General features: G+C 68.3%; 18 protein-coding genes. 2 read left to right on the top strand and 16 right to left on the bottom strand.

The features are described from left to right. The first annotated feature begins 73 nt into the window (after positions 1-73). The gene (locus C664_RS05710; protein ID WP_443080592.1) at positions 74-439 is read left to right on the top strand and encodes a DUF3742 family protein; all 366 of its coding nucleotides are present in this window, start codon (positions 74-76) and stop codon (positions 437-439) included. Positions 440-446: 7 nt separating this feature from the next. On the opposite strand, the gene C664_RS05715 is transcribed toward C664_RS05710, so the two are convergent. The 16 genes from C664_RS05715 to C664_RS05790 all read right to left on the bottom strand — a co-directional run bounded on the left by C664_RS05715 (position 447) and on the right by C664_RS05790 (position 14499). Further along, complete coding sequence (locus C664_RS05715) at positions 447-1970, bottom strand: conjugal transfer protein TraG N-terminal domain-containing protein (RefSeq protein ID WP_004254868.1); 1524 nt, start codon at positions 1968-1970, stop codon at positions 447-449. A gap of 15 nt (positions 1971-1985) precedes the next feature. Then, positions 1986-2339: a hypothetical protein gene (locus C664_RS05720; protein WP_004254869.1), complete on the bottom strand. Its 354-nt coding sequence runs from the start codon at positions 2337-2339 to the stop codon at positions 1986-1988. Continuing rightward, positions 2336-3742, bottom strand: coding sequence for an integrating conjugative element protein (locus C664_RS05725; protein ID WP_004254870.1), 1407 nt, complete (start codon positions 3740-3742; stop codon positions 2336-2338). Before C664_RS05725 ends, C664_RS05720 begins: the two co-directional genes overlap by 4 nt. 10 nt (positions 3743-3752) lie before the next feature. Then, positions 3753-4697: a TIGR03756 family integrating conjugative element protein gene (locus C664_RS05730; RefSeq protein WP_004254871.1), complete on the bottom strand. Its 945-nt coding sequence runs from the start codon at positions 4695-4697 to the stop codon at positions 3753-3755. Continuing rightward, a complete protein-coding gene (locus C664_RS05735) occupies positions 4694-5143 on the bottom strand; it encodes a TIGR03757 family integrating conjugative element protein (protein WP_004254891.1) in 450 nt (149 codons plus the stop codon). The genes C664_RS05730 and C664_RS05735 overlap by 4 nt, the downstream gene beginning before the upstream one ends. A 167-nt stretch (positions 5144-5310) precedes the next feature. Beyond that, on the bottom strand, positions 5311-5805 hold the full coding sequence (gene radC / locus C664_RS05740; RefSeq protein ID WP_004254895.1) for a RadC family protein: 495 nt from the start codon (positions 5803-5805) through the stop codon (positions 5311-5313). A gap of 195 nt (positions 5806-6000) precedes the next feature. After that, complete coding sequence (locus C664_RS05745; protein ID WP_004254897.1) at positions 6001-6744, bottom strand: DsbA family protein; 744 nt, start codon at positions 6742-6744, stop codon at positions 6001-6003. 13 nt (positions 6745-6757) lie between these two features. Continuing rightward, the gene (locus C664_RS05750; RefSeq protein ID WP_004254899.1) at positions 6758-9646 is read right to left on the bottom strand and encodes a conjugative transfer ATPase; all 2889 of its coding nucleotides are present in this window, start codon (positions 9644-9646) and stop codon (positions 6758-6760) included. Then, positions 9646-10080: a TIGR03751 family conjugal transfer lipoprotein gene (locus C664_RS05755; RefSeq protein ID WP_004254902.1), complete on the bottom strand. Its 435-nt coding sequence runs from the start codon at positions 10078-10080 to the stop codon at positions 9646-9648. The genes C664_RS05750 and C664_RS05755 overlap by 1 nt, the downstream gene beginning before the upstream one ends. Continuing rightward, positions 10061-11494 carry a TIGR03752 family integrating conjugative element protein gene (locus tag C664_RS05760; protein WP_004254905.1) on the bottom strand — a complete coding sequence of 478 codons (1434 nt, stop codon included), beginning with the start codon at positions 11492-11494 and terminating at the stop codon, positions 10061-10063. The genes C664_RS05755 and C664_RS05760 overlap by 20 nt, the downstream gene beginning before the upstream one ends. After that, positions 11484-12398 (bottom strand): TIGR03749 family integrating conjugative element protein, encoded by a 915-nt coding sequence (locus tag C664_RS05765; protein WP_004254907.1) that lies wholly within the window; start codon positions 12396-12398, stop codon positions 11484-11486. Before C664_RS05765 ends, C664_RS05760 begins: the two co-directional genes overlap by 11 nt. Further along, a complete protein-coding gene (locus C664_RS05770) occupies positions 12395-13087 on the bottom strand; it encodes a PFL_4703 family integrating conjugative element protein (protein WP_004254909.1) in 693 nt (230 codons plus the stop codon). The genes C664_RS05765 and C664_RS05770 overlap by 4 nt, the downstream gene beginning before the upstream one ends. Then, positions 13084-13494, bottom strand: coding sequence for a TIGR03750 family conjugal transfer protein (locus C664_RS05775; protein WP_004254913.1), 411 nt, complete (start codon positions 13492-13494; stop codon positions 13084-13086). The genes C664_RS05770 and C664_RS05775 overlap by 4 nt, the downstream gene beginning before the upstream one ends. A gap of 12 nt (positions 13495-13506) precedes the next feature. Continuing rightward, on the bottom strand, positions 13507-13875 hold the full coding sequence (locus tag C664_RS05780; RefSeq protein ID WP_004254916.1) for a TIGR03745 family integrating conjugative element membrane protein: 369 nt from the start codon (positions 13873-13875) through the stop codon (positions 13507-13509). Between the two features lie 22 nt (positions 13876-13897). Beyond that, positions 13898-14137 carry a TIGR03758 family integrating conjugative element protein gene (locus C664_RS05785; RefSeq protein ID WP_004254918.1) on the bottom strand — a complete coding sequence of 80 codons (240 nt, stop codon included), beginning with the start codon at positions 14135-14137 and terminating at the stop codon, positions 13898-13900. Next, entirely contained in the window at positions 14134-14499 is a 366-nt protein-coding gene (locus tag C664_RS05790) for an integrative conjugative element protein, RAQPRD family (protein ID WP_004254925.1), read from the bottom strand. The genes C664_RS05785 and C664_RS05790 overlap by 4 nt, the downstream gene beginning before the upstream one ends. Positions 14500-14721: 222 nt before the next feature. On the opposite strand from C664_RS05790, the gene mads1 reads away from it, so the two are divergent. Next, positions 14722-14922 carry a methylation-associated defense system helix-turn-helix domain-containing protein MAD1 gene (mads1, locus tag C664_RS05795; protein WP_004254928.1) on the top strand — a complete coding sequence of 67 codons (201 nt, stop codon included), beginning with the start codon at positions 14722-14724 and terminating at the stop codon, positions 14920-14922. Positions 14923-14945 lie beyond the last annotated feature (23 nt).

Below are 14945 nucleotides of genomic sequence, written 5' to 3' on the forward strand. Positions count from 1 at the left end.
GTCTATGCTGGAAGGCAGGCCACGACCGGCCGCTCCGCGAGGTGAGGCACCACTGAAGCCGAGGCATATGAGCATGACCACCAACACGCACAACGGGCGCTGGAGCCACCGGCTGGGCCGGGGGGCTGGCCGTGCCTGGCGTGGATACGTGCGCCGCGAGCAGCGTGTCGCCGGCTGGCTGGTGACGCGCGGGGTGCCCGCGGGCGCGGCGACGGCGGTGCTCTGGATCGTCAAGCTCGCCGTGCTCGGTGCGCTGCTCTACTCCGCGTTCTGGCTGGCCCTGCTGCTTGCCTTTGCGGTAACTGCTGCATGGCTCGTGCAGCACGACGACCCTGATCAAAAGGAACCGCAACCCGAGTGGAGGGAAGGCCCCAACGGCTTCGGGCTTTATGACAAGAGCGATTGGCGCATCGACCCGCATGTGACCGACGACGACTGAACGGCGGTCACTTCTTCGATACGGCGCTCATTGCCATGCCAGCGCCACGCCCCCCAGCGCCCTTGGCGTCCGAGGTGGCGGTGGACAACCCCTGCACGATATTTCCCGTGCGCACGCCTGCCCAAGCCAATGCCATCACCCAAAACGTCGGCAGCACGATGAACATCATCGCCATGACGAAGTTGAGCAGCATGTCGCCAAAGGCGTTGTTCAAGCCGATCAGCGGATCGAAGTTCGTGTGCGGCCTGTCCGCGCCAAACCCCCAACCGTAGAGCGCATCCAGGATCGTGCTGTCGATCCAGCGTGCGAGCTGGAACCAGAAGTCCACGAAGAACAGCGCGAACTGGACGCAGCTCACCGTCACCACCGTCTTCAGGTCGTAGGTGCCGATCAGCAGCACCAGCGGGATGCAGATGACTAGCGCCATCTTGAGCATCGCCAGCACCATCGGCAGCGCCTGGCGCACCACGTCCATCGCCGGAAAGAAGCCCAGCGAGCCGACGGTCAGCCCCAGGTCGCTCGCGCCGCGCGTGACGATGTTCGGCAGCGTCTTGTCGATCTGGCCGCCGTAGTCGGTGTAGACGGCGCCCTGGTTCATCTTCTGCTGCCGCGGTGAGACGACGGCGCGGATCACTGAGTCATTGACCTCGCTCTGCGACAGGAAGCCCACCCAGCGCCCGATGCGGGTCAGCAGGTCCGGGTCGACCTGTGCCAGCAGCCGGCTGCGCAGTCCCTGGCCGCCATCGGCCCACCACTGCCGGCAGGACGGATAGCCGCCGCCGCTGTCCACCTGTGCCAGCCCTGCATCGCGGGTCGCGTCGTAGGGCCAGGCCGTGCGTGGGGTCTTGGCGCGATAGGTGTCATAGAAGCCGGGCGTGTCGAGGAAGTAACTCGACCCGATCCAGGTGACGTCGTTCATCTGCTCGTCGGAGAGCGTCGGCCGGTTCATGAACAGCTTGGCGCGCGACGGCCCGTAGCAGTCGTGCGTGAAGTCGGCGACCTCCTGTGCCAGCACCGGATCGTCGATGCGCGTGGCATCCACATCCATGCGAATCTGACGCAGGTCCGTGCCGCAGGGAATCGCTGCCACCGCGGAGCCCGTCACGGCTTTCGACAGCGCGTGCATGAAGAACCACCACACCGGCACCAGCGCGCTCTGGTCGTTTAGCGCCGTGTAGACGTTGGACCAGCCCGTGTCGTTGGGCAGTGGGACGTTGACCTGGCATTGCGCGGAGCGCGTGGTGTCGAACTTGATCGTGGCGAGATCCACCGGGATGAACGGGATGCCGGCGAACATGATGACCACGATCGCCACCCACACCCGGTTCTCGATGCGCATCGACGACAGCACGCCCTTGTTGCCCTCGTCCGCACCTTCGCCGCGGGCCTTGAGCCATTCCTGGATCACGATGGCCACGAACGGCAGCGCGAACACCCCGCTGGCCACGAGGATGCTCCAGATGCCGTTGTTGACCACCCAAGCCACCAGGGTCAGGTAATACTCCAGGTAGTCCGTGGTGTAGAGCGTCATGCCTGCCTCCCGGTCTCAGCCGTGCTGCAACAATTGGCTGGCTTCCAGCGCGACCACGGCGATCACGGCCGCGATCTCCGTGCACAGCAGGCGCTGATGCGTCTCGCGGGACGGCTCCCGCCGCAACAGGCGCCGACGCATCCACCACCAGCCGTAAGCCGTCGCTCCGTAGAGGCACAGACGCCACACGAAGAAGTGGCCGGCGTGCGCCTTCAGCCAGTGCTGCCAGCCCTCGACGCCGCCGACCACGTGGATGCCAGTGATGTTCACCGCCACCGCGGCGGCGACCACCAGCAAGGTCCACAGCAGCGCCAAGCCGATGCGGCGGTTGAACAGCCATGGCAGCCGCAGCCAGGCCAGCCGGCTCATGGCGTACCGCTCCGCGGCTTCTGGACTTCCCGCAGACGGTCGCGCGTGGTGTCGCCCTCGAAGACGCCGCGCGAACCGGCAGCGCGGGTGCTGTGGCGCTGGATGATCGCCATCGCCGAGTTGCCGGCCAGCGTGCGCCGCAGCTCCAGCTCGGTCTTGAGGTTGTTGATCTCCTGCTCCAGTGCGCTGTTCTCCTGGCCGACCGCCTGCACGGCCAGCTCGTTGGCGGCGACGTTCGGCTCCTTCTTGCCGGTCAGCAACGTGCGTTGCAGCAGCAGGGCCTTCTCCAGCACGCTGGACAGCGCCGCCTCGGACGCGAGGCGCCTGCCCAGCACGTCCTGGTCGGGCTCGTCACGCAGGGCCTCGATCACGCCGCGGGTGATCGGCAGCGAGCTGCTGCCGGCTGCGTCGAGATTGGCCAGCGTCGTCGGCCGGGCGCCCGTCACCAGTTCCTGCAGCGCCTGCAGCTTGGTCTCGTACTCTTCCTGGATCATTGGCGTCAGCCCGACGCCAGGCGTGGTCTGGGTCTTCGTGCAGTTTTCGCAGGTGCGCTGCTCGCGTTCGCCCAACACGCGGGTCGCCCAGTCCGCGGCCGCCTGGGGCGAGAACCAGGTTTGGCAGGTCAGGCGGTTGCCGCAGGCGCTGCGCGCGATCGACGAGCTATCGGTGGCGCTGCGCCCGTTGAGCAGGTTGTAGCCCGCGCGCGTCACGTCGCCGACCACCTTGATCGAACTCTGACCGGAGCCGCCCGCGTTGCCGCCGCCGACCCATGGCACGCCGTTGTTTCCCTTGTTGGACTCGGCCTGCTCGATGGCGGCGACGGCATCGGTGCTGCTGACCGCATCCCGCAGCGCCATCCCTTCGGCGAGCTGGTCCCAGCCGGCCTGGCCGCCGGCCATGTCCGCCATGCGATTGGCGATGGCGCGGCAGGTCATCTTCGAGCGGTCGAAATCCAGGCGCGCCTGCAGGATGCCGTTGGTGAGCAGGTTGTACAGACCCGGGTCGGCGCGCTGGATGATCAGGGCCGGCAGCGAGGCCACGGCGCTGGTGGCGTTCTGGATCACGTTGCTCATGATCGTCTGGAAGCCGTTGGTGATGCCGTTGAGCTGGTTCTGCAGCGTCGTGGTGATGCTCATGTCGCCGCAGATCAGGTTGCTGTTCCAGCCGACGCCGACGCCGATGCTCTGCATGTTGCCGGCACCACCCATCGACACGGCCCGGCCGCCGCCGATGCTGTAGAGCACGTCGTCGCCGATCACGCTGCCGCTGACGTTCACGCCATTGGGGTCGATGCGGGTCTGCGCCCAGGCGACGCCGACGACCAGCGTGATGGCCGCCACGAGCAGCGTGGCCCGCAGGTGCGACTTCGCGCGACGCAGGAAGTCAGGGAGGGAGGCGTTCATCGTGGGTTCCTCACATGAAATCGACGCTGCCGAGGAAGACCTGGCCACGGCGCCGGCAGCAGGAGTACGGCCGCCACAAGGCCCAGGCGTAGTCGCCCTGCTGGGCCTGCACGCGGGTGCGGCTGTGCGGGAAGACCACGCAACTGTTCGAGAGCGTGGGCGTCAGCTCCTGCCACTTGCCCGTCGAGGCGTCGGTCTCCATCAGCGCGCCGGCCGGCCAGTAGCCGTCGCGGGCGTTGGCCAGCAGGGGCTGATACACGTGAATCTGGTTGCGGCGCGTCACGATGTCGCCCGCGCGCTGCGCGACCACGGCGCCGCTCTTGTGGTCGTCGGTCTGGTGCAGGAAGCCACCGCGGGGATACACGTTGCCCCAGAGGTTCAGGCCGGTGCGCGTACCGATTTCGCGCCGGCCGGGGATAAGCGCTTCGGGGTAGAACGCTTCCGGGATGTTGTAGCGCCAGGCGATCGTGTCGAGCGTGCTCAGCAGATACGGCATGAAGGCCGTGCCAGCGCCTTCGCAGGTGTAGCCGGAGGCGCTGGCGAACTGGCTGAACACCAGCCCGGCCGGATGGCCGATGACATCGGCGTTCTTGAACTTGGCGAGGTTGTTCTCGTTGTCGTGATTGGTCGTGCCGTCACCGCCAGCCTTGGCGGTCGGGTTGGGCATGCTCATCGCCCTGACTTCCAGCCACGGGTTTTCGCCGGTGTTCGAGTAGCTCGACACCACCGCATCGGGGACGTAGTGGCGCACCTTGACGGAGGTGCGAACCGAGCAGCCGAAGGGCGTGCAGTACAGCCAGTAGCAGATTCCGACCACGCGGTATTCGAGGCAGTCGGGGGACAACGCCGACGAGACGATGGTGGCGGTGTCCAGGGCGAACGTCGACGTGGCCGTGCCCAACAGCAGCGAGGCGACAGTGGCGCGCAGGCGCCGGCGTGCCAGCAGGAGGCTCATGGCTGCGTGCTCCGGTAGGCGTTGATGCGCGCGACGGCGCGGGACACGTCGGGCTCGCCGTAGACCACGTAGCGTCGATCGACCACCACGGCGGGAATCTTGGCGATGCCCAGCCCCCAGGCATCCGCGACACCTTGGTAGGCATGGCCGATGCGGCGCTGCAGGGCCTCGCCGCCGTCATGCAACCGCTGCCGCACCACGGCTGCGGCCTGTTGCGGGTCGGCCGGCAGGTGCGCGGCGAGTTCGACCTCGAAGCGCGTGGCCTGGTCCAGCTCGATGATCCGCACGCCGGCCGGGGTCTGCACCGGATGACGGCCGTCGGTGACCACGAGCACATCGGCGGCCGCCGCGATGGGACCGAGCAGCGCGGCGCAGAGTCCAGCGGCCAGCCTGGCGGCCAGGGGGCGCCGCGAGGCGGCAGGAAGGTTGAGGGAATGAGCCGGCATGTCGCGCCTCCGCGGAGTCGATGCAGACTCGTAGTCGAGCGCAACGCAGATCAGGGAACGACAAAGAAACCGAAACCGGTCAGTCCCGATTTTCTGCGCACCGGCGAAAGGAAACGGGAGCCGAGGGCTCCCGTGGTGATGAAATGAATGCGCGTGGGGTGGTGCTGCTACAACAAGCCGGCTTCGGCGAACGAGTACGGACTGCCTTTGCCGACGATGAAGTGATCCAGCACCCGGACATCGACGGTGGCCAGGGCGCTCTTCAGCCGCTCGGTGATCGCACGATCAGCGGCCGAGGGCTCGGTGTTCCCCGAGGGGTGCTGATGCGCCAGGATCAGCGCCGAAGCGTTGAGCGCCAGCGCACGCTGGACCACCACCCTCGGATACACCGAAGTCTGGTCGACCGTGCCCTTGAACAGCGGCTCAAAGGCGAGCACCTGGTGCTGGTTGTCGAGAAACACGACGGCGAAGATTTCGTTCGGCTCCGCGACCAGTTTCAGGCGCAGGTAGTCGCGCACGGCGGCGGGACTGCCCAGCGCCGGACCGGCCTTGAACACGCGGTTCTCCAGCAGGGTGATGGCCTGCCGGATGATCCAGTTTTCGTGCTGGGCGGCGATCAGGGTGAGCGGCTCCGGGCGGGAGTCGGCGATGACAAGAGACATGGCGAACCTCCAATGGATGAGATCGGAGGGCGCCTGCCCGTGGAGGGCAAACCCTCCAGGGGACGATGGGGATGGAGCAGGTGACGAGCGGGCATCCACCACCGCGGATGCGGTGGCTGTTCGCGTCAAGGGATGCGATGCGAACGGGTTTCGATCAACGCGGACGAGCCGCGCCGCAGCCTTGAAGATCAATGGCTACCTGGGCATGTCACCGGCAACGCCGGCGGGCATGTCTGGGGAATGGGCGGGTTCGGCTGCGGTCGTGCTGCCGGCAGCGAGCAGGTCGATGGCCGACAGCAAGGCATCGCCTTCGACGGGACCGTGCAGCAGGAGGGTCTTGCCGGACTCGCGGTCGCGCAGTTGCAGGGCCGGCGTGGCCGCGATGCCCTGCTGCGCGGCTTCCACCGCCTGGGCACGGATGACGGCATCGGGGCGCTCGCTGTCGAGACAACCCTGCATGGCTGGCGTGAGGTCGGGATATCGCAGGCCCTCCGGCAGGCCCTGGCCGTCGCCACGGGTGTTCGAGTAGAGCCACGCCACGGCCTGCCAGAACGTGGCATGTCCGCCAGTCTCGCCCGCGCACTCGGCCAGGCGTGCCTCGGCAGTCGCGGCCGGCTCGTGCATGGACAGCGGCAGGTGGTGCCACTGCCAGTTCACCTCGGGATGGGCGTCGATCCAGCGCTTGAGCGCGGGGAAGTAGGCCCGGCAGTACGGACACTCCAGGTCGGCGTACCCGACCACCGTGAAGCGCGCATCGGCACGGCCATACAGCCAGGGCGGGCCAGCCGGTTTCGACGCTTCGGACCCGGCGGCGGCCAGGGACATGGACTCGGTTGCCGGATGCGGCGCGCGCAGCAGCATCCACGAGGCGACCACAATCGTCACCACGATCAGCAGGCCGATCCAGGGATGACGGCGGGCGAATGAAGGCATGCGCATCGTGTTGCTCCCGTCAGGCCAACGTGTCCAGCGCCAGGGGTTCGATGCCCCGCGCACGGTCGACCTTCTCGGCCACGCGGAAGGCGGCATCCAGTTCGCTGATGCCGTGCTGCTGCATCAACTGGAAGCGTTCGGCCTTCTCCTCGGGCTCGGTCATCGCCATCGCCAGGTAGAGGCTGGGCGGCACGGCGCGGAACAGCACCTCCATCGACTTGGACAGGATGACGCCCTCGCTGAACTTGCCGGCCTCCTTGCGCGCCGAGAGCATCAGCGCCTTCTGCGAAGCGTTGAGTTCGCGGAAGCGCGCGATCTTCTCCACTTCATCGGGTGGCATCGACAGGCAGATCCACCACTCGATCATGTTGAGCATGGGCTCGGCCGCCTTCGGCAAGTCGTCGAGGTTCTGCGTGGCGAGCCAGAACCAGGCGCCGAGCTTGCGCCACATCTTGGTGATCTTGACCACGTAGGGCGCGAGCAGCGGGTTCTTCGTGATGATGTGGCCTTCGTCCGTCACGTTGATGATCGGACGGCCCAGGAACTGGTCGCGCTCGGCGATGTTGTTGACGGTGTTGATGAGCGAGATGTAGGCAATCGAGAGTTGGGCGTTGTAGCCCTCGCGCGCGAAGGTGGCCAGGTCCACGATGGTGATGTCCGCCTCGGGCCACGGCGTGCCGGACCGGTCGAACATCTCGCCGTCCACGTCCTGGCAGAACATATCCATGGCGTCGGCCATCTCCAGCAGCCGTGCGCGCCGCATCTCCGGCAGCGTGGCGTCGCGGGCGCGCTCGCGCAGCGCGTCGCGCACATCGCGCGTGAGCACCGTGCGTCTGTCCGCCACGCAATGCTGGGCCGCATCGAGAATGCACTGGCGGATCAGGCTGCGGTCGGCGCGCGTCATGCGCGCTTCTTCCTTGTCCTCGCCGCCGGTGATCATCAGTCGTGCAGTGATCTCCAGCTCGCCGAGCACATCGCGCTGCTCATCGCCTTCCACGGCCATGCCGGCATCGGTCTGGTCTTCGTCGAGCGCATCGGCGTCCAGCGTCTGTACCTGGCTCGGCGTATCGACCAGGCGCCAGGCGTCGGCGAACGGCGCCAGACTGACGCCCGCGCCCGGCGCGAGCTTCACCCGATGCACGGTGAGGCCCAGCCGTGCCGCGAAGTCGCCGAACAGGCCGAAGCTGTTGCCAGCCTCGACGATGAACAGGCGCGGCCGGTAGATCGCCGTCACCTGGTTCAGGATGTTGTTGAGCGTCGCGCTCTTGCCCGAACCCGTGGGGCCGAACAGGAACAGATGCGCGTTCATCTGCCGGTCGAGGCGGTTCAACGGATCGAAGGTGATCGGACCGCCGCCGCGGTTGAAGAACGTGATGCCCGGATGCCCCGTGCCCTGGCTGCGGCCCCAGACCGGCGCCAGGTTCGCCGCATGTTGCGCGAACATGAGCTGGGTGTACCACTGGCGCTTGTCGGCAGCCGAATCGAACACGCAGGGCAGCCAGCGCAGATAGCTGTTCAGCGGCGCCACCTCGTCCTCTTCGCGTACCGGTTGCAGGCCGGCGTTGAGCATCACGTTGACGAGCTGCAGGCCGCGCGCATCGAGCTGGGCCAGGTCGCGGCCGCGCAGGTAGAACGCCAGCGCGCCGCGGTAGAGCTTATGCGCGCTGCCGATCAGGCCGCGCGCCTGCTGCACGTCCTGCCGGGTCTGCTCCGAGGCCAGTGTCTCGCCGACAGCCTTCCTGGCGAGGTGGTTGAGGTGCGCCTCCAGCACGTCCTGGGGCGTGGCGACCAGCGTCAGGCACATCACCGTGTCCTCGGGCATCTGGTCGAACAGCGCGTTCATGGCATCGCCGCCCTTGCGCGTCTCGCCCGTGAGATGGCCCGTCACGGGTGGCGTGCGCAGGCGATCCATCACGATCACCCGATGCGGCATGCCGTCGAAGAACCACAGGCCGTTGGGCACGTCCGAGCGTGGCTGGCCGAAGAACAGGCGCTGCGCGAAGTCGGTGCCGCTGGCGAGTTCGATCTCGCCCTCCTCCCGCTCTTCCGGGTAGCGGGTCAGCGCGTAGAAGCGTTCCCGGTCTTCGGCGGTGGCGCCGAGCAAGGTCGGATTCGGGTTGAACCAGCGCAGCAGCCAGGCGTGGATGTCCGCCGCGCCGAGACGCCGAGCCTTCACGCCGGCATTCGCCAGCCCGCCGACGAGGCGGTCGCAGATCGTGGTCAGCGCCTGCTCGGGCGACTGGCCGCGCCGCGGGGTCGGCGCCGCGGACGTGCGGCGGTAGACCACCATGCGCACGCGCCGCACCTGGCCGCGCCACGGCAGGCGCGTCACCGTGGTGTCCTCGAACAGGCCACCCGGCTTGGCGATGGCCCGCAGATGATGGGCGAAGAAGCGCAGGTAAAAGTCGCTGAACGCGCTGCCCTGTGCGCGCGGCTGCAGGTAGTTCGCCAGGGAGCGCAGATAGTTGTCCCAGTCGGCCTCATCCTGGGCGTAGAGCTGCACCACCCAGGGGTTGTCGTCCAACTCGTCGAAGGAGTCCTGCAGGGCGTTCTCCAGCGCATCGCGCGCCTGCCATAGCCAGGCCATCTCGCGGCCCTCGGTGCCGACCGGCGCCAGCTCGAAGAAGGCCGCCACCGACTGGCCATCTTCCAGCAACATGCACTTGCTGCCGGGCAGGTACTCGACCCAGGGCAGCAAGTCCGCGAACGACGGCGCGACGCCATAGAGCGCATCGTGGTCGGCCTGGGTGGCCGGCCTGCGCCGGCCCCGGCCGAGCGCGCTGCCCGGCTCGGCGACACCCTGTGCCACCAAGGCCGCCACGTGCCGTGCCCAGGCATCATCGGTCGCATCCACGGCGTCAGCAGGCGATGCGTCGCCCTTGCGTGACCACGACAGCGACCAGGCCATCAGTAGTCCTCCACGCGCTCGCCCGGCATCGCGTACTGCACGCGCTGGTAGAGCGGGAACACCGTGCTGTAGCCGGGCACCGGCACCGGGTCGGTGCCCGCCAGGTGTGGGAACACGTACATCACCAGGTCGGGGTTCGGCAGGCGGTGGAACTGGCGGTAGATCTCGTTCTGCGCGGTACGGGTGTAGCGCGCCTGCACGCCGGGCGCCGCCTGCACATCGGCCTCGACCAGCGGCCGGCGCAGGCCCTGGCGCGCATCGAGCAGTTGCCGCGCGGCCTGGCCGCCGCCCGCGCTGCCGCCGGTCTCCCGATGCCAGATGTCGAGCATGGTGCTGTCGCCGTGCGGCAGCAGCTTCTCCTTGCTGGTAGCGCAGCCGCCGAGCAGGGTGGCCGCCAGCAGCACGGCGGCCGCGTCAATCCAGATCCGAGGCATGGGCTTCTCCGGTGCGGTGGTGGACCCGACGCCCCTTGGCGTCGTAGTCGATGTCGAGCGGCTGCTCCAGATGCACGGCCACCTTGGCGCCGGGCTGCACGTAGACCGCCGCGAAGGCCTGGCCGTAGAGCTTGTTGACCCAATCGGCCATGTCGCGCACGCCGCCCGCGAGGATGCGGCCCATCGCTTCGTTGCCGCTGATGCCGACGGTGCCCAGCGAGCCGTTGCTGTTGGCGACCACGGCCACGCTGCCGTTGTCGGACTTGATGAGCGAGGCCGCGCCGGCGCCGGCCGCGGTGATGAGCGCCTGACTGCCCAGGTACTGCTGGGCGTTGCTGCGCCGCTCGCCGCTGACGCAGGGAATGCCGTAGGGGTCGCTGATCCAGCCCAGGCCGGCTTGGATGCTGGCGCCGTTGTGACCCGAGTTGCCGCCGCTGCTGCCGCCCTTGCCGCTGTCCTCCGGCACCGTGCGGATGGTGCCGTCCTGGAACACGAACGTGACCGAGCGGATTTGCCCGCGCACGCACGAGAGCGTCCAGTCGCCCGAGGCCGTGCCGCTGACCACGGCGCCGGCCACGTCGGGGATGTCGATGCCGTTGGCCGTGAGGTTATCCGGGCCGATCAGCACCTTGAACGGGTACGGGTCGTTGACCGTTCCATCGATCGGCACGCGCCCGATCAGCGCCGTCATGGCAATCGACCCCATGAGCGTCGAGTTCGACGGCACGGTGTAGACCGCCTTCGTGGAGGCACCCACCGCGCGGCTGCCGACGTCGGCGACGGATTCCGCTGCGGCCGACAGGCTTTTCTGGGCCGGCCCGAAGCTCAGGGGAAAGCTCGGCTCCTTGCTGCCGTTCTTGGCGTCGACCTTGGCATCGTCGGGCTCGACCCACTGCGTACCACCGACGCCGCGGTTGAAGCGCTTGCCGTCACCCTCTTCCAGCCCCAGCCCGACGGGCAGGTCGGACGGGCCACCCTTGCCGGCAAGGCCGTCCAGTTGCCGCTGCAGATCCTGCAGCAGCCCCTGGGTCTGCTGCCTGTCGCTGGCCACCTGGGTGCGCTCCTGCTCCAGGCGGTTGCGCTCGCCTTCCAGCGCGCTCTGGATGCGCTGGTCGATCGCGCTTTCCCGGGCACGCAGGCGCTCGTTCTCGGCCTTGTGCTGCTTGTTGTCGCCGAGCGCGCTCTGCAGCTCGGTGCGCAACTGCTTCACCTGGGCCACCAGCGTGGCGACGGTATCGCGCGGCGTGTCGCCTGCGATGCCCAGGGCTTTCATCTCCTCGGGCGTGAGCGTACTGGCCGCGCCCTTGGGGGCGGGCTGGCCGCCGGGGGCGCCGGAGAACAGTTTGACGCCGACGAACACCAGCAGCAGCGCCATCGGGATCAGCAGCCACTTGAGCAGCGGATTACTTTTCATCGCGCGCTCCTCCGGTCGAGCCGGCCGCGGCGGCCGGCGGCAGGTTCGCGGTGGCATCGATCGGGCTCAGCGCCGGCAGCAGCGACTCGGCCAGGCCGTGGCCGCGCGTGACCAGGTAGAGCACCGTGGTGTCGGACGGGGTGCCGGCCGGCCCCAGGTTCGGATGCTGGAAGGTCGCCGCCACGAAGTTCCCCTGCAGGGCGCGCGGGTCGAGGTCGAGCCAACGCGCCGAGGTGTTGGTGAGGCGCACGGCCGTCACCCACTGGTCTTCCAGGCGCCACGCGGCCAATGCCCGCGCGTGCACCGGCAGCGTCGGCAGCAAGGTGTCCAGCGCGAGGTCGCGGCGCAGGTTTACGCGCCCGATGCCGGCGACCGGCTCGACGGTGCGCAGCGGCGCGTACAGGTTCTGCGCGGCATGGCGCGTCAGCACGACCGATACCGGCGTTTCGCGCCGGGGAACGGATTTGTCTGCGGGCGCATCGGCCTGCTCGTCCGCGCCACTTGCTGCACCGCCGCCGTAGCGCTTCGCGGGGGCTTCCGCCTCCACGATGCGCACCGGCTCCAGCGGCGCCTGGCCGTCCTTCGCCGGCTCGGCGGCGATGTCGAGCAGGATCAGCGCGCCGGATTCCACGTCCTGCAGTTGCAGCCGCGTGGACGGAATCGGCTCGCTCGCCCGCAGGTAGATCGCGCCACCCGCACTCTGCACGCGCAGGTGGTCGCCGACGCTGGCCGGCACGCCGACGCGCACATTGCGGTCGATGAAGACCACGCGCTCGTGGCCGACCACCAGCGGCACCGGCAGGGGCAGCCGCTCCCAGCGCAGGATTTCCACGGCCTGGCTGGCCGGCACGAAACCGAGGATCAGCAGGACGCCGGCCAGGGCCGACCAGTTAACGGGCTTCATGGGGAGTCTCCCTGCAGATGGCCGGAGGCATTGGCGGGCACGCCGGCCTCGGTCGGCGTCGGCGACGGTTCGATGCGCTGGGGTGCGCTGGCGTAGCAGTCCAGCGCCAGGCCGAAGGGGTTGTGCTCGGGGTCGATGTCCAGCCGGACGACCTTGATGGGGTAGCGCACCAGGGCGCGCTTGACCTGCTCGGAGCCGTAGTATTCGTCCGCGCTCACGTCGAGCGTGACGATCCAATCGCGGTCGGAGAGCACCTTGACGCGCGTGGCCGGATCATCGCCGTAGCCGCGGCCGGGAATCTCGTAGATGCCGCGCACGCGCTGACGCAGCTCGCCACTGGCGCGCCGGTACTCGTAGTCCTGTTGCAGGAAGGCCCGGCAGCTCGGCGTGAAGTAGGCCGACAGCGCGCGCAGGTTGCGCGGGTAGTCTTCTTCGCCGTTCGTGGGCCAGCGCTGCACCTGCTGCCAGATGTAGAACGAGAAGGCATACACGCTCTCGGGCGGCACGTCCCACCACTTGCGCGTGCTGCCCGAGCGCAAGTCCGGCGGCACATGGATGGTCAGACTCTTCGGCGCACTCCACCAACCGAAGCCGAGCAGCAGCGCCACCACGAACAACGCGCCGGCCCCCAGACGCAGCGTCTTCACGTGCGCCTGCAGGTGCGCAACCTCGTTCTTGAAACGGCTCATGGCGCCCCTCGATCGGTGTTGCGCCGGGTAGTCCAGTAGCCCGAGCGGGTGACGAGACGCTGGCCGCCCAGGAGCGCTGCCAGCGCCGGATGCCGCAGGGCCAACCGCCACTGGAGCTGCCGGTACAGCCAGGTGTCGGGCCGGCCACGCTTCTGTGCGCGCAGGAAGCCACCGCCGACGAAGACGCCCAGCGCGATGCCGGCGACGATCAGCGTGGGCACCATGGCGATGCTGTGCGTGAGCCAGGCCAGCGGCAGGCCGAGCGCGAACCCGGCTGCGGCCGACAGGCCGGCGCAGATCCACAACTCGTCGGCGGTCAGCCCGCGCACGACCACCGGCTGGCGGTTCAGCCGGTGCGGCAGGAAGGTCACCAGCGTGTCGCGCGGGGTCTCCGAAGGGACGGCCATCGCTTGCCGCCCTTACAGCACGCCGGTGGCTTTGGTGAGCAGCCAGATGCCGACCACCAGCAGGATCGCGCCCACGGCGACCGTCAGGCCGAACTGGCCCCAGGTGGCGCGGCCGGTGTGGATCTCCGAGTAGCGCGTGTAGGCGTGATAGCAGACACCGACGAACATCGAGGCGACCACGAGCAGCGCGATCAGCAGCACGATGTCGTAGCCGTAGTTCTGCAAGGTCTGCAGAATGCCGCTGCCCTGGCCGCGCGATGGGTCCTCCATGGTCGGCAGGCCCTGCGCGAAGGCCGACAGCGGCAGGCCTGCGAGCGCCAGCGGCAGCAGCGGAGCGGCGATGCGGGACGGAATGCGATGGGATGTCGGTGGCATGTTCATGGCGTATGGCCTTTCGTGACGGTCAGGAGAGGAGGAAGAACGTCAGCACCAGATACATCGCCACGAAGCGCACGACGACGGCGAGGAACTGACGTTCAGTGATGCGGTGCTCGGCCCAGCCGACGTAGGCGGTGCGCATGGCCCACACGCCCCACAGCAGCAACACGGCGAACACGAAAGCGAGCACCACGGCAGAGACGACCGAAGGCGCAAAGCCGCCGTTGGCCTGGAAGGCGGCGACCTGATCGGCAGAGGGCGTCATGGCGATGGCTCCTCGTCGTCGGCGCGGTCGCGGCGGACGTAATCGCCGGCCAGCGGGACGGGATCGCGCGGCTGGGCGCGCTGGGGCACGAGGTAGTCCTGCAGGCCGGCGCGAACGCGCATCAGGTCTGCGCGCAGCCGGGCGTAGTCGAAGTGGTAGCGGGCGCGTTCCTGCGGCGCGGTATTGGCGGCGTGCTCGGCGAGGCGGTCGATCAGGTCGAGCTGGCGGGCAAGCGCGGCGAGCTGCTCACGCTCCGAGGCGAGGCTGTCGGCGGCGACGGCAGGCTGCAGCGCCGAGAACGACACAGCCAACACCACGGCAAGCGCAGGCCATGCGGATGTGCTGCGGTTGGTCTGTCCCATCGTGCCATTCCCCGTTGAAGCGGATGGCCAGATGCTGTGGCGCGCTCTCGCTTTGCGCCGCAGGGAATGGGAACTACGGCATGACCGGATTCCTGGGTCGAGGCGGCCATCGACTGCGCAGAGCTCCCGGAATGCGGAGCTGGCGAGCGCCTACCGTGCTTGGTAGAATTGGCCAATCTTGGCTAACGAAATCCAGCGTCGGCAAATGGCAAAGGCAAGACGATGACTGATCCAGAAGACGAAATCCTGACGCTCGACGAAGTCGCCGCATACCTCAAAGCCGGAAAACGGACGGTCTATCGCTTGGCCCAGAAGGGAGAAATTCCGGCGTTCAAGCTCGGGGGCACGTGGCGCTTTCGCCGCTCCGAACTGGATCGCTGGATCGCCGAGAGCATAAATAGGAAGAAGTCGGAGGCAGTGTGAACATGGGTCAAAACAGCACTGCG

It is taken from the genome of Thauera sp. 63 (assembly GCF_000310165.2).
GTDB classification, from domain to species: domain Bacteria; phylum Pseudomonadota; class Gammaproteobacteria; order Burkholderiales; family Rhodocyclaceae; genus Thauera; species Thauera humireducens.

Excerpts from the sequence above, each read along its gene's own strand:
- C664_RS05710 (WP_443080592.1), top strand. The coding sequence starts at position 74 with ATGACCACCAACACGCACAACGGGCGCTGGAGCCACCGGCTGGGCCGG.
- C664_RS05715 (WP_004254868.1), bottom strand. The coding sequence starts at position 1,970 with ATGACGCTCTACACCACGGACTACCTGGAGTATTACCTGACCCTGGTG.
- C664_RS05720 (WP_004254869.1), bottom strand. The coding sequence starts at position 2,339 with ATGAGCCGGCTGGCCTGGCTGCGGCTGCCATGGCTGTTCAACCGCCGC.
- C664_RS05725 (WP_004254870.1), bottom strand. The coding sequence starts at position 3,742 with ATGAACGCCTCCCTCCCTGACTTCCTGCGTCGCGCGAAGTCGCACCTG.
- C664_RS05730 (WP_004254871.1), bottom strand. The coding sequence starts at position 4,697 with ATGAGCCTCCTGCTGGCACGCCGGCGCCTGCGCGCCACTGTCGCCTCG.
- C664_RS05735 (WP_004254891.1), bottom strand. The coding sequence starts at position 5,143 with ATGCCGGCTCATTCCCTCAACCTTCCTGCCGCCTCGCGGCGCCCCCTG.
- radC (WP_004254895.1), bottom strand. The coding sequence starts at position 5,805 with ATGTCTCTTGTCATCGCCGACTCCCGCCCGGAGCCGCTCACCCTGATC.
- C664_RS05745 (WP_004254897.1), bottom strand. The coding sequence starts at position 6,744 with ATGCGCATGCCTTCATTCGCCCGCCGTCATCCCTGGATCGGCCTGCTG.
- C664_RS05750 (WP_004254899.1), bottom strand. The coding sequence starts at position 9,646 with ATGGCCTGGTCGCTGTCGTGGTCACGCAAGGGCGACGCATCGCCTGCT.
- C664_RS05755 (WP_004254902.1), bottom strand. The coding sequence starts at position 10,080 with ATGCCTCGGATCTGGATTGACGCGGCCGCCGTGCTGCTGGCGGCCACC.
- C664_RS05760 (WP_004254905.1), bottom strand. The coding sequence starts at position 11,494 with ATGAAAAGTAATCCGCTGCTCAAGTGGCTGCTGATCCCGATGGCGCTG.
- C664_RS05765 (WP_004254907.1), bottom strand. The coding sequence starts at position 12,398 with ATGAAGCCCGTTAACTGGTCGGCCCTGGCCGGCGTCCTGCTGATCCTC.
- C664_RS05770 (WP_004254909.1), bottom strand. The coding sequence starts at position 13,087 with ATGAGCCGTTTCAAGAACGAGGTTGCGCACCTGCAGGCGCACGTGAAG.
- C664_RS05775 (WP_004254913.1), bottom strand. The coding sequence starts at position 13,494 with ATGGCCGTCCCTTCGGAGACCCCGCGCGACACGCTGGTGACCTTCCTG.
- C664_RS05780 (WP_004254916.1), bottom strand. The coding sequence starts at position 13,875 with ATGAACATGCCACCGACATCCCATCGCATTCCGTCCCGCATCGCCGCT.
- C664_RS05785 (WP_004254918.1), bottom strand. The coding sequence starts at position 14,137 with ATGACGCCCTCTGCCGATCAGGTCGCCGCCTTCCAGGCCAACGGCGGC.
- C664_RS05790 (WP_004254925.1), bottom strand. The coding sequence starts at position 14,499 with ATGGGACAGACCAACCGCAGCACATCCGCATGGCCTGCGCTTGCCGTG.
- mads1 (WP_004254928.1), top strand. The coding sequence starts at position 14,722 with ATGACTGATCCAGAAGACGAAATCCTGACGCTCGACGAAGTCGCCGCA.